Genomic DNA, 12,324 nt, shown 5'->3' on the forward strand with positions numbered 1-12,324 from the left:
CCTGACGGCATTCGGCAGAGGTTATCGGATGGTGAGGACCGCTTGTTCACCGGCCGTTCACGGCACGGTCGGCCCGCTCTGCCCCGGCCGTTGCCGAGATCATCATCCGTGATCCAGGCCCCGGCCGACAAACCGCGCTCCCACAACGGGCATTGAGGACACCGGTCCGTGGCGGCGCATCCCCCTCCGGCCGGCCGCCTATACAGCGCCCCCTCACGGAAGGCAACTGAGGCTGCCCTGACCTGCGGTTCGTTTCCGCAGGTCAAGGCACATGACAACGGTGTTCAGTGCCGCGTTGCCGGATACCCCCCACCCGTAGTTCACTGTGAGCCCGGGCGGAACACAGGAGGCGTATCTCATGGGGGCAGGGCACGACCACGGCCACAGCCACGCGCCGCCCACCGGTACGGCCGCGGCGGCGTACCGCGGACGGCTCCGGGTGGCGCTCGGCATCACCCTCGGGGTGATGCTGGTCGAGATCGCCGGCGGTCTGCTGGCCGACTCGCTGGCACTGATCGCGGACGCGGCCCACATGGCGACCGACGCGCTGGGCCTCGGCATGGCTCTGCTGGCGATCCACTTCGCCAACCGCCCGCCGAGCACCAACCGCACCTTCGGACTGGCCCGCGCCGAGATCCTCGCCGCCCTGGCGAACTGCCTGCTGCTGCTGGGGGTCGGCGGCTATGTGCTGTTCGAGGCGATCCAGCGGTTCGTCACGCCGGCGGACACCCATGGCGGCCAGATGATCGTGTTCGGTCTGATCGGGCTGGTCGCCAACATGATCTCACTCACGCTGCTGGTGCGCGGCCAGCAGGAGAGCCTGAACGTGCGCGCCGCCTTCCTGGAGGTGGCGGCCGACGCGCTGGGCTCACTGGCGGTGCTGATCTCGGCCGTGGTGATCCTGACCACCGGCTGGCAGGCGGCCGACCCGGTCGCCTCGCTCGTCATCGGCCTGATGATCGTGCCGAGGACGTTCAAGCTGCTGCGCGAGACCCTGAACGTCCTGCTGGAGGCGGCGCCTCGGGATGTCGACATGGCGGAGGTGCGGGCGCACATCCTGGCTCTGGACGGCGTGGAGGACGTCCACGACCTGCACGCCTGGACGATCACCTCGGGGATGCCGGTGCTGTCGGCGCACGTGGTGGTCCGCTCGGACGTGCTCAGCGCCATCGGGCACGAGAAGATGCTGCACGATCTGCAGGGCTGCCTGGGCCACCACTTCGACGTGGAACACTGCACCTTCCAGCTGGAGCCGGGCGGACACGCGGAGCACGAGGCCCGGCTCTGCCACTGACCCCGGCCGGCCGGGGTCCGGACGAGGCGCCCCGCGCTGCCCCGGCGTCCTCGCGTTCGAGGGCCCCGGACGGTTCCCGCTCACACCCGTAGGGCACGATCAACTACCGGGCCCCTCTTCCGGCGTGCCCGTGCCGGGAAGTGCCGGGAGTGTCGGATTGGTACGGCAGACTGGGTGCGAAGACCGAGGCGAAGGATGGGTATGCCGATCACACCTGCCACCGCGACGCACAGCACGTCGGAAGGGACCGCAGACGCGATTTTCCTTGAACTCGTCGACGAGAAGGGTCTGGCCATCGGCACCGCCGAGAAGCTGGCCGCGCATCAGCCCCCCGGGCAGCTGCACCGGGCGTTCTCCGTCTTTCTCTTCGACGAACACGGCAGGCTGCTGCTCCAGCAGCGGGCGCTGGGCAAGTACCACTCCCCCGGTGTGTGGTCCAACACGTGCTGCGGTCATCCCTACCCCGGCGAGGCGCCCTTCGCGGCGGCGGCCCGGCGGACCTTCGAGGAGCTGGGGGTCTCCCCGTCGCTGCTCGCCGAGGCGGGCACGGTCCGCTACAACCACCCGGACCCGGCCTCCGGCCTGGTCGAGCAGGAGTTCAACCACCTGTTCGTCGGCATGGTCCAGGCGCCGCTCGCGCCGGACTCCGAGGAGGTCGAGGCGACCGCCTTCGTGACGGCCGCCGAGCTGGCCGAGCGGCACGCCCAGGACACCTTCTCGTCCTGGTTCATGACCGTGCTGGACGCGGCCCGCCCGGCGATCAGGGAGCTGACGGGCCCGTCCGCCGGCTGGTGAGACCCCTCAGGGCAGCGTCGCGGGCTTGAGCGGCAGGGCGGCCCAGATCACCTTGCCGCCGCTCGACGTGTGCTCCACGTCCACGACCCCGCCCGCCTCCCTGGCCACCTCCCGCACCAGCAACAGCCCCCGGCCGCCGGTCTGGCCGTGGTCGGCCTCCAGGGCGGTCGGGCGGTAGGGGTGGTTGTCCTCCACCGACACCCGCACCCAGTCGGCGCCGACGGCGACCTCGACGGCGAGCACCGGCGACAGCAGCGCCGCATGCTTGACCGCGTTGGTGACCAGCTCGGAGACGATCAGCAACAGCCCGTACACCAGGTCCTCCGAGACCGGGACGCCCTGGCGCTGGAGCAGGTCCCGTACGGCGCGCCGCGCCTGCGGGACCGAGGCGTCCACGGCGGCGGCGGTGAACCGCCAGACTCCTTCGTACGGCAGCGGATCCGGCGGCGGAGCGCCGCCTGCCTCTGGACGCGGGTCATGCCCGCGCCCGCGGTTCTCCATCGTCCGGTCGCCGCCCTCGCGCTCGATTGTCACCACACGTCGAGTGTTGGTAAGGACCCGCTCCGCGCCGGACGACTGAACACAAGTCAGCAACTATCGAACGGATCTGACCGTTGGCGTATGACAAGGTCAGTTGTGGGATGACTCTTGCCCTCCTCGATGCCGACTTCGCGAACTATTCGGGTTGTACGGGTATGGGAACTTTCCGAGCGGGCGGGGCGCGGCTCCCGTGAACCACCCGAATTCCCCCCTCCCCGGCGCGGATACCATCGCGCACCATGGAGCCCCGCCTCGACCACCAGGTCAGAAACGCCGTTGCCACCGTAGTCATCGGCAACGCGGCCAAACGCAACGCGATGACCGCGCAGATGTGGCGCGCCCTCCCGCCCCTCCTCGACGGCCTCGCGGCCGACCCCGCCGTGCGCGCCCTCGTCCTCACCGGCGCGGGCGGCACCTTCTGCGCCGGCGCCGACATCTCCACCCTCCAGGGCTCCCCCGCCGAGGCACAGGCCCTCGCCGGCGCCGCCGAGGAGGCGCTCGCCGCGTTCCCCAAGCCGACCCTCGCCGCGGTGCGCGGCCACTGCGTCGGCGGCGGTTCGCAGCTGGCCGCCGCCTGCGATCTGCGGTTCGCCGAGGAGGGCGCGCTGTTCGGGGTGACTCCGGCGAAGCTCGGCATCGTCTACCCGGCCGCCTCCACCCGCCGCCTGGTGTCCCTGGTCGGGCCGGCCACCACCAAGTACCTGCTCTTCTCCGGCGAGCTGATCGACGCGGAGCGGGCGCTGCGCACCGGTCTGGTCGACGAGGTGCTGCCGCAGGGCGAGCTGGACAAGCGGGTGGCCGAGTTCACCCGGATCCTGACCGAACGCTCGCAGCTGACGCAGGCCGCCGCGAAGGAGTTCGCGAACGGCCGCGCGGACCGGGACGCGCACTGGGCGGAGCAGGCGCGCGGCAACGACGACACCGCCGAGGGCGTCGCCGCGTTCCTGGAGCGCCGCCGGCCGCGGTTCACGTGGGCGGTTCCGCGCCGCGGATGAACCGGCTCACCGAGCGGAGCCGGTCGGCGGCCTCGGCGGCGCCCGGCGCGGGGAGTTCGCGTCGCAGGGCGGCCGGGGGTCGTACTCGATCCTCCAGCCGCACGGCCTGGGCGTCGGTGACGGCCCGCTCCCCCGCCGGCGAGGACGACGTGAACGTCACCCGCCTTCTCCGCCCTGCCGGACGGCGAACCGGGTCCGCCTCGGGTCGGGCACTGGAGTCCGTACCAACCAGTCAGTAGCGTGCGGCCCATGACAACCGCCTTCCTGGAGCCGCTCGCCGGCCGCCGCTGCCAGTCCCTGCTCAATTCCCTGCACGCGACCCACTTCTTCAGCCCCGAGCTGGCCGAGGAACTGGCCGCGCTCGGCGTCACCCACCCGCGGGCCGTCAACCTCGCGGTACGGGCGGCCGCGCTGGGGCCGGTCGGGGCCGGCACGGTGACGGCGACGTTCTACAACTACAAGTACGATCTGGTGGCCCGGCATGTGCCGGCCGTCTGGGAGATCGCGTCCCCGAAGGACGTCCTCGCGGCCCGCGCGCGTGCCGTCGACGCGTCGATGCGGAGGCTGCTCGGCGCGGACGCGGTGGCCTCCGACGCGATGGCCGAGGCGGCGCGGCTCGCGCTGCGCGCCACCGAGGCCTGCGCGCGCTCCGGCCGCCCGCTGTACGCCGCCCACGCGGACCTGCCGGTGCCTCAGGAGCCCCATCTCGCCTACTGGCACGCGAGCACGCTGCTGCGCGAGCACCGCGGCGACGGGCATCTCACGGCGCTGCTGGCGGCCGGGCTGGACGGGCTGGAGGCGGTGGTGACGCACACGGCGACCGGCAAGGGCCTGACCCCGAAGTGGGTGTTCGCCACCCGGGGCTGGAGCCAGGACGACTGGGACGCGGCGGTGGCACGGCTGCGCGAGCGCGGCCTGCTCGACGCGGCGGGCGAGCTGACCGAGGCGGGGGTGGCCCTGCGCGCGGACATCGAGACCGAGACGGACCGCCTGGACCGGGCACCGTACGAGCACCTGGGAGCCGACGGCGTGACCCGCCTGACGGAACTGGCGGTGACCTTCACAAGGGCCGCGGTGGCCGCCGGAGCGTTCCCCGCAGACCTCGTCGGCAAGGGCTGACGGGACCGAGGGCCGGCCGGGGCGGTCTCGACACCGCCGGACGGCACCGTCGGGGCTGAGTGCCGCTGCGGCGGAACTGAGACCGGCGGACCGTGGCACCGCCGGACACCACCGTCCCGGCCCAGCACCGAAACGGCCGAACACCGAGACCAACGGACCGGGACACCACCCGCCACCACCGTCCCGGCCCAACGCCGCTGCGACCGAACACCGAGACCAACGGACCGGGACACCACCCGCCACCACCGTCCCGGCTCAGCGCCGCTGCGGCCGAACACCGGGACCGGCGGGTCGTAGGGAGCGGGTGATCGAAGGGGGGTGGTTTGTTCGGCTCGTTGGATCGGGTGTGCGGGTGGTTTTCGGGTGCGTGGGAGGAAACGGGGGGAGTCCGTGTCGCGGAAAGGCGCCCTGGGGCCCGGTTGTCGGTGTCACCTGCCACAATTGCGGCGCAACCTCAGTGGAGAAGGCGGTACGGGATCGTGACGACACCCGGGTCCCTGGTTCCAGGGTCCATCGAAGGCAGGATCGCCGAGGAGCTCGGCGTACGGGAGCGGCAGGTCAAGGCTGCCGTGGAGCTGCTCGACGGCGGTTCGACGGTGCCCTTCATCGCCCGCTACCGCAAGGAAGCGACCGAGATGCTCGACGACGCGCAGTTGCGCACGCTCGAGGAGCGGCTGCGCTACCTGCGGGAGCTGGAGGAGCGGCGGTCGGCGATCCTGGAGTCGGTGCGGGAGCAGGGCAAGCTCACCCCGGAGCTGGAGGCGCGGATCCGGGGCGCCGAGACCAAGGCGCGGCTTGAGGACATCTATCTGCCGTACAAGCCGAAGCGGCGGACCAAGGCGCAGATCGCCCGGGAGGCCGGCCTGGAGCCGCTGGCCGAGGGGCTGCTCCGGGACCCGGGGGTGGAGCCGCTGGCGGCCGCCGCCGCCTTCGTCGACGCCGACAAGGGCGTCGCCGATCCGCAGGCCGCCCTGGACGGCGCCCGCGCGATCCTCACCGAACGGTTCTCGGAGGACGCCGACCTCATCGGTGAGCTGCGTGAGCGGATGTGGGTGCGCGGCCGGCTCGCCGCGAAGGTGCGGGACGGCAAGGAGGAGGCGGGCGCGAAGTTCGCCGACTACTTCGACTTCGCCGAGCCGTTCACCGACCTGCCCTCGCACCGCATCCTGGCCATGCTGCGCGGCGAGAAGGAAGAGGTCCTCGATCTCGTCCTGGAGCCGGAGGAGCCGGCCGAGGGCCCGTCCTCGTTCGAGGGGATCATCGCCCACAAGTTCCAGATCGCCGAACGCGGCCGGCCGGCCGACAAGTGGCTGTCGGACACGGTCCGCTGGGCCTGGCGCACCCGCATCCTCGTCCACCTCGGGATCGACCTGCGGCTGCGCCTGCGTACGGCCGCCGAGGACGAGGCGGTCGACGTCTTCGCGGCGAACCTGCGCGACCTGCTGCTCGCCGCCCCGGCCGGCACCCGGGCGACGCTGGGCCTGGACCCCGGTTTCCGGACCGGCGTGAAGGTCGCCGTCGTCGACGCCACCGGCAAGGTGGTCGCCACCGACGTCATCTACCCGCACGTCCCGGCCAACAAGTGGGACGAGGCGATCGCCAAGCTGGCCCGGCTCGCCAAGGAGCACGCGGTCGAGCTGGTCGCGATCGGCAACGGCACGGCGTCCCGCGAGACCGACAAGCTCGCCGGTGAACTCATCACCAGGCACCCGGACCTGAAGCTCACCAAGGTGATGGTGTCCGAGGCCGGCGCGTCCGTGTACTCGGCGTCCGCGTTCGCCTCCCAGGAACTGCCCGACATGGACGTGTCGCTGCGCGGCGCCGTGTCGATCGCCCGCCGGCTCCAGGACCCGCTGGCCGAGCTGGTGAAGATCGACCCCAAGTCGATCGGCGTCGGTCAGTACCAGCACGACCTGTCCGAGGTGAAGTTGTCCCGCTCGCTGGACGCGGTGGTCGAGGACTGTGTGAACGGCGTGGGCGTGGACGTCAACACGGCGTCCGCACCGCTCCTCGCCCGCGTCTCCGGCATCACCTCCGGGCTCGCCGAGAACATCGTCGCCCACCGCGACTCCAACGGCCCCTTCACCTCCCGGAGCCAGCTGAAGAACGTGGCCCGGCTCGGCCCGAAGGCCTACGAGCAGTGCGCGGGCTTCCTGCGCATCCGTGGCGGTGACGACCCGCTGGACGCGTCGAGCGTCCACCCGGAGGCGTACCCGGTGGTACGGCGCATGGTGAAGACGTCGGGGCAGGAGGTGGCCGCGCTCATCGGCAACACGGGGGCGCTGCGCTCGCTGCGGCCGACGGACTTCGTGGACGAGACGTTCGGTCTGCCGACCGTCACCGACATCCTCAAGGAGCTGGAGAAGCCGGGGCGCGACCCGCGTCCGGCCTTCAAGACGGCCACCTTCAAGGAGGGCGTCGAGAAGATCTCCGACCTGTCCTCCGGGATGGTCCTGGAGGGGGTCGTCACGAACGTGGCGGCGTTCGGCGCGTTCGTCGACGTCGGTGTGCACCAGGACGGCCTGGTGCATGTCTCCGCGATGTCCAAGACGTTCGTCAAGGACCCGCGGGACGTGGTGAAGCCGGGTGACATCGTCAAGGTGAAGGTCCTCGAAGTGGACATCCCGCGCAAGCGGATCTCGCTGACGCTGCGGCTGGACGACGAGGCCGCGCCGGCTGCCGGCGGCGAGCGCCGACCGCAGCAGCGGGGCGGCGGCGGGCGTCCGCCGCAGCAGCGCCAGCAGCAGCGCCAGGGAGGCGGCGCTCGTCAGGCGTCGGCGCCGGCGAACAGCGCGATGGCCGACGCGCTGCGCCGGGCCGGGCTGCTGGGCGGGAAGGACGGGAGGCGCTGAGGGCAGTGCCTGCCGGGGGTGGCCGGGGAACCGCGGGCCCGTTGCGGCTGGTCGCGCCCACGCGGCGAAGCAGCGGATCGCCACGGCCCCGCGCCCCACGGGGGGCGCGGTTCCCCCGCCGGTGGGGCCTCGCGCCGCCTAATTCCGTGGACAATGATCCGTTGATCCGAAGACTGGTCCGATGACTGGATCAGATTTCAAGGCCGATCTGCGGACCTACCTCCAGGACGCCCGGGACGTGCTGTTGTGGAAGCTGGAGGGGCTGTCCGAGTACGACATCCGGCGGCCGCTGACGCCCACGGGCACGAATCTGCTGGGCCTGGTCAAGCATCTCGCCGGTGCCGAGGCCTGGTACTTCGGGGCGGCCTTCGGGCGGCCATTCGACGGGGCAATACCGCTGTGGTTCACCGGTGACACGGAACCCAACGGAGATCTGTGGGCGCGGCCCGACGAGACGCGTGCGGCGATTGTCGGCGGGTACCGGCGGGTCTGGACCCACTCGGACGAGACGATCGCCGCGTTGCCCCTGGACGCGGTCGGGTACCTTCCCGTCGACCCGCCGAAGGAGATCACCCTCCACCGCGTCCTCACGCACATGGTCGCCGAGAGCCAGCGGCACGCCGGTCACGCCGACATCGTGCGGGAACTCCTCGACGGGTCGACGGGGCAGCGGGCGAACGGCACCAACATGGCGCCCGGCGACGCGGCGGCCTGGGTCGGGCACCGGGACCGGGTGGAGCGGGGGGCCGAGGGGGCCGGGCGGGGCGGTCGGTGAACAGGAGACGAACCGAGCGTGCCAACTCACCGTCGTACCTGTGCGCCTCCTCCGGTGATCGCGCATGGCGTTCTCGTCATGCGCATGCGGGGTGGAGGACAGGTGCTGGCGGCCGGGCCGACGCCGAGGGCCGGGCTCATGTGGACGGACCACACCTCCGAGTACAGGTCGGCCTCCGGGCCGCGGTCCGCTCGGACGTTCTCGCGGGCCCCGAAGGGGCGCTTCGAGGCGGGATGTCGTCAGCGTTCCGCTACCTTGCCTGCCGCCACCTCCAGGCGGCGGGTCACCCGGACCGCGTCCAGCATGCGGCGGTCGTGGGTGACCAGGAGGAGGGTGCCCTCGTAGGCGTCGAGCGCCGATTCCAGCTGCTCGATGGCGGGCAGGTCGAGGTGGTTCGTCGGCTCGTCCAGGACGAGGAGGTTGACGCCGCGGCCTTGGAGCAGGGCCAGCGCGGCGCGGGTCCGCTCCCCCGGTGACAACGTGGCCGCGGAGCGCAGCACGTGGTCCTGTTTGAGGCCGAACTTGGCCAGGAGGGTGCGGACTTCGGCCGGTTCGGTGTCCGGTACGGCCGCGCCGAAGGCGTCCAGCAGGGACTCGGTGCCGTGGAACAGCTTGCGGGCCTGGTCGACCTCGCCGACCAGCACGCCCGAGCCGAGGGCGGCGTGCCCGGCGTCCAGTTCCACCCGGCCGAGCAGCGCGGCGAGCAGCGTCGACTTGCCCGCGCCGTTCGCGCCGGTGACCGCGACCCGGTCCGCCCAGTCGATCTGGAGGGACACCGGCCCGAAGGTGAAGTCCCCGCGTCGTACCTCCGCGTCCCGCAGGGTGGCGACGACGGCGCCGGAGCGCGGGGCCGCCGCGATCTCCATGCGCAGTTCCCACTCCTTGCGGGGCTCCTCGACGGCCTCCAGGCGTTCGATCATGCGCTGGGTCTGGCGGGCCTTGGCGGCCTGCTTCTCGCTGGCCTCGCTGCGGAACTTGCGGCCGATCTTGTCGTTGTCGTTGGACGCCTTGCGACGGGCGTTCTTGACGCCCTTGTCCATCCAGGAGCGCTGCATCTGGGCGCGGTCCTGGAGGGCGGACCTCTTGTCGGCGTACTCCTCGTAGTCCTCGCGGGCGTGCCGGCGGGCCACGTCGCGTTCTTCCAGGTAGGCGTCGTAACCGCCGCCGTAGAGGTTGATCTGCCGCTGGGCGAGGTCGAGTTCGAGGACCTTGGTGACGGTGCGGGTGAGGAACTCGCGGTCGTGGCTGACGACGACCGTGCCGGCGCGCAGGCCGGTCACGAAGCGTTCGAGGCGCTCCAGGCCCTCCAGGTCGAGGTCGTTGGTGGGCTCGTCGAGGAGGAAGACGTCGTAGCGGGAGAGCAGGAGGGAGGCGAGGCCGGCGCGGGCGGCCTGGCCGCCGGAGAGGGAGGTCATCGGCTGGTCGAGGCCGACGGCCAGGCCGAGGGAGTCGCAGACCTCCTCGGCCCGCTCCTCCAGGTCGGCGCCGCCGAGGTCGAGCCAGCGCTCCAGGGCGGTGGCGTAGGCGTCGTCGGCGCCCGGGGCCCCGTCGACCAGGGCCTGGGTCGCCTCGTCCATCACGCGCTGTGCCTCGGCGACCCCAGTGCGCCGGGCGAGGAAGGCGCGGACGGTCTCGCCGGGCCGCCGCTCCGGCTCCTGGGGCAGGTGGCCGACGGTCGCGGCCGGCGGGGAGAGCCGCAGTTCGCCCTGTTCGGGAGCGGTGAGCCCGGCGAGCAGCCGGAGCAGGGTGGACTTGCCCGCGCCGTTGGCACCGACCAGCCCGATCACGTCACCGGGCGCGACGACGAGGTCGAGCCCGGAGAAGAGCGAGCGGTCGCCGTGCCCGGCGGCGAGGTTCTTGGCGACGAGGGTTGCAGTCATCAGAACGCCGATCCTAATGTCCGCGGGGCAGGGCGGTCAGCGCACCGTCGCCCGCACCAGGACGCTGCCGGAGGTGCGGGCCACGACGTAGGACGGGCCTTTGGCCGCCTTGCCGTCCAGGGGGATGCGGTGGCGGCCGGGTTCCAGGACGCCGTCGAAGAGTTCGTGGGCGCGAGGCCGGGAGAGCCGGTCGAGGCGGTACGCCGTGACCCGCACCCGGCAGGGCGAGGTGACCTCGATGCCGGCGGTGCCGTCGGCGGCGACCAGGCGGGCCAGCCGGCGCTGTAGCAGCGGGCTGCGATCGAGGGCGTGTTCGATCTGGGCGACGAGAAGCGGGACGATCGGGGCGAGGCCGTCGACGTAGGCCACGTCCACCCCCGCCCGCTCGAACGCCTGGCGTACGGCGGTCCGCTCGGCCTCGCCGGCCGCGGGGCCGAAGGCGACGGCACCGTAGCCGCGGAGCTCCTCGGCGGGGACGCCGTCGGCGTCACGGGTGATGTCGGCCCCGATGCCGATGGCGCGCAGGGCGGCGGCCAGCTTGGCGAGGAGGGCGACGCGGGCGCCGATCAGCAGCACCCGGCGGCCGGGCGGCGGGCCGGACTCCGCCAGCAGCGCGCCGAGGGCCGCACGGTACTCGGGGCCGCGGAAGCGGAAGGGGCCGAGGCCGTGGTAGCCGTTCAGCTCCAGGTCGGCGTGTTCGCCGGTCTGCCAGGCGAACTCCCGCCACACGTAGTCGTCGCCGTCGTGCTCGATGACCGCGGTGACCGCGCCGCAGGCCAGGTCCTCGCACTCCGGGCAGCCGTAGACGACGTACCGGTTGCCGGGCAGCGGTGCCGCCGACTCCAGCAGGAGGCTGCGGACCTGGGCGGTGAAGATCGCGGGCGGGACGTCGGAGGCGAGCGGGGAGACGGCGTCCAGGTCGGCGAGCTGGAACAGCAGCGGGCGGCCGTCGACGACGAAGTCCGTGAAGTCCCGGTGGAGCTGGTAGCCGCCGTCGGCGCGGACACCGCCGGCGCGCATCGCCGGGGCCAGGCCGAAGGTCGCGTATGCGGCAGACATGCTGTGAGTATCCCCAGAGCGGGATGATCTGAGCGCGGCATGACATATTCCGCTAACGTCACGGTGTGCGTTCTGAGCTGAGTGACGAAGTGATCGTGGTCGGTGGCGGGGTCGTCGGACTGACCACGGCGGTGGTGCTGGCCGAGGGCGGGCGCCGGGTGCGGGTGTGGGCCCGGGAGACCGGCGGGCGTACGACCTCGGCGGTCGCCGGCGCGCTGTGGTGGCCGTACCGCATCGAGCCGGAGGCGCTGGCCGGGGAGTGGGCGCTCGCCTCCCTTGTCGTGTACGCGGAGCTGGCGGCGCGACCGGAGGAGACGGGCGTACGCCTGGTCGAGGGCGTACACGGTGGACTGCGGCTGGACGAGCTGGGTGCCTGGGCGGCTCAGGTGCCGGGGCTGACCGAGACCGGTGAAGGTCTGGCGGCCCGGCTGCCGTTGATCGACATGCCGGTCCATCTGGCGTGGCTGCGGAAGCGGCTGGAGCGGGCGGGCGGGACCGTCGAGGAGCGGGTGGTGGGCGACCTGGACGAGGCGGCCGCGCCGGTCGTGGTCAACTGCACCGGGCTCGGGGCCCGCTCCCTGGTCCCGGATCCGGCCGTGCGGCCGGTGCGCGGGCAGCTGGTCGTGGTGGAGAACCCCGGGATCACCACCTGGTACACGTCCGCCGACGAGGCGGAGGGGGGCGCCTCCGCCTACTTCTTCCCGCAGCCCGGCGGGCTGCTGCTCGGCGGTACGGCGCAGGAGGACGCCTGGTCGCTGGAGCCGGATCCGGCGGCCGCGGCCGGGATCGTGGCGCGGTGTGCGGCGGTCCGGCCGGAGATCGCCGGGGCCCGGGTGCTGGCGCACCGGGTGGGGCTGCGGCCGTACCGGGCGGCGGTCCGGCTGGAGCCCGAACTCCGGCCGGGCGGGCGGATGCTGGTCCACAACTACGGGCACGGCGGGGCCGGGGTGACGGTCGCCTGGGGATGTGCGCGGGAGGCGGCCGGGCTGGTGGACGCCGGCCCGGCCGCCTGAGC

11 protein-coding genes are annotated in these 12,324 nt (G+C 72.7%); 7 read left to right on the forward strand and 4 right to left on the reverse strand.

All coding sequences use genetic code 11. The annotated features are described in order from the left end of the window. Positions 1-358 precede the first annotated feature (358 nt). Together LQ326_RS26430 and idi are read left to right on the forward strand one after the other, a co-directional pair. Positions 359-1,294, forward strand: a complete 936-nt coding sequence (locus tag LQ326_RS26430) for a cation diffusion facilitator family transporter (RefSeq protein WP_234540348.1) — start codon at positions 359-361, stop codon at positions 1,292-1,294. A gap of 201 nt (positions 1,295-1,495) precedes the next feature. Continuing rightward, positions 1,496-2,089 (forward strand): isopentenyl-diphosphate Delta-isomerase, encoded by a 594-nt coding sequence (gene idi, locus LQ326_RS26435; RefSeq protein WP_234540349.1) that lies wholly within the window; start codon positions 1,496-1,498, stop codon positions 2,087-2,089. Positions 2,090-2,095: 6 nt separating this feature from the next. On the opposite strand, the gene LQ326_RS26440 is transcribed toward idi, so the two are convergent. Then, a complete protein-coding gene (locus LQ326_RS26440; RefSeq protein ID WP_234540459.1) occupies positions 2,096-2,590 on the reverse strand; it encodes an ATP-binding protein in 495 nt (164 codons plus the stop codon). 278 nt (positions 2,591-2,868) lie between these two features. Between LQ326_RS26440 and LQ326_RS26445 the strand changes: the two genes are divergently transcribed. Further along, positions 2,869-3,624, forward strand: a complete 756-nt coding sequence (locus LQ326_RS26445) for an enoyl-CoA hydratase/isomerase family protein (RefSeq protein WP_234540351.1) — start codon at positions 2,869-2,871, stop codon at positions 3,622-3,624. Here the strand turns inward: LQ326_RS26445 and LQ326_RS26450 are convergent. Further along, positions 3,596-3,784 carry a hypothetical protein gene (locus LQ326_RS26450; RefSeq protein WP_234540353.1) on the reverse strand — a complete coding sequence of 63 codons (189 nt, stop codon included), beginning with the start codon at positions 3,782-3,784 and terminating at the stop codon, positions 3,596-3,598. The genes LQ326_RS26445 and LQ326_RS26450 overlap by 29 nt on opposite strands. 89 nt (positions 3,785-3,873) lie before the next feature. Between LQ326_RS26450 and LQ326_RS26455 the strand changes: the two genes are divergently transcribed. The 3 genes from LQ326_RS26455 to LQ326_RS26465 all read left to right on the forward strand — a co-directional run bounded on the left by LQ326_RS26455 (position 3,874) and on the right by LQ326_RS26465 (position 8,370). Continuing rightward, positions 3,874-4,743 carry an SCO6745 family protein gene (locus LQ326_RS26455; protein WP_234540355.1) on the forward strand — a complete coding sequence of 290 codons (870 nt, stop codon included), beginning with the start codon at positions 3,874-3,876 and terminating at the stop codon, positions 4,741-4,743. 479 nt (positions 4,744-5,222) lie between these two features. Next, positions 5,223-7,595, forward strand: coding sequence for a Tex family protein (locus tag LQ326_RS26460; protein ID WP_234540356.1), 2,373 nt, complete (start codon positions 5,223-5,225; stop codon positions 7,593-7,595). A gap of 181 nt (positions 7,596-7,776) precedes the next feature. Then, positions 7,777-8,370: a DinB family protein gene (locus LQ326_RS26465; protein WP_234540357.1), complete on the forward strand. Its 594-nt coding sequence runs from the start codon at positions 7,777-7,779 to the stop codon at positions 8,368-8,370. Positions 8,371-8,609: 239 nt separating this feature from the next. Here the strand turns inward: LQ326_RS26465 and LQ326_RS26470 are convergent, their stop codons facing one another. Then, positions 8,610-10,250 (reverse strand): ABC-F family ATP-binding cassette domain-containing protein, encoded by a 1,641-nt coding sequence (locus tag LQ326_RS26470; RefSeq protein WP_234540358.1) that lies wholly within the window; start codon positions 10,248-10,250, stop codon positions 8,610-8,612. A gap of 36 nt (positions 10,251-10,286) precedes the next feature. Beyond that, a complete protein-coding gene (locus tag LQ326_RS26475; RefSeq protein WP_234540360.1) occupies positions 10,287-11,309 on the reverse strand; it encodes an oxidoreductase in 1,023 nt (340 codons plus the stop codon). An 89-nt stretch (positions 11,310-11,398) separates the two neighbouring features. Between LQ326_RS26475 and LQ326_RS26480 the strand changes: the two genes are divergently transcribed. Next, the gene (locus tag LQ326_RS26480; protein ID WP_372496962.1) at positions 11,399-12,322 is read left to right on the forward strand and encodes an FAD-dependent oxidoreductase; all 924 of its coding nucleotides are present in this window, start codon (positions 11,399-11,401) and stop codon (positions 12,320-12,322) included. Positions 12,323-12,324: the final 2 nt, after the last annotated feature.

It is taken from the genome of Streptomyces shenzhenensis (assembly GCF_021462265.1).
Taxonomy (GTDB): domain Bacteria; phylum Actinomycetota; class Actinomycetes; order Streptomycetales; family Streptomycetaceae; genus Streptomyces; species Streptomyces shenzhenensis.

Bases quoted from the DNA above. Each gene is read 5' to 3' on its own strand.
- LQ326_RS26445 (WP_234540351.1), top strand. From the start codon at position 2,869: ATGGAGCCCCGCCTCGACCACCAGGTCAGAAACGCCGTTGCCACCGTA.
- LQ326_RS26475 (WP_234540360.1), bottom strand. From the start codon at position 11,309: ATGTCTGCCGCATACGCGACCTTCGGCCTGGCCCCGGCGATGCGCGCC.
- LQ326_RS26430 (WP_234540348.1), top strand. From the start codon at position 359: ATGGGGGCAGGGCACGACCACGGCCACAGCCACGCGCCGCCCACCGGT.
- idi (WP_234540349.1), top strand. From the start codon at position 1,496: ATGCCGATCACACCTGCCACCGCGACGCACAGCACGTCGGAAGGGACC.
- LQ326_RS26470 (WP_234540358.1), bottom strand. From the start codon at position 10,250: ATGACTGCAACCCTCGTCGCCAAGAACCTCGCCGCCGGGCACGGCGAC.
- LQ326_RS26455 (WP_234540355.1), top strand. From the start codon at position 3,874: ATGACAACCGCCTTCCTGGAGCCGCTCGCCGGCCGCCGCTGCCAGTCC.
- LQ326_RS26465 (WP_234540357.1), top strand. From the start codon at position 7,777: ATGACTGGATCAGATTTCAAGGCCGATCTGCGGACCTACCTCCAGGAC.
- LQ326_RS26440 (WP_234540459.1), bottom strand. From the start codon at position 2,590: ATGGAGAACCGCGGGCGCGGGCATGACCCGCGTCCAGAGGCAGGCGGC.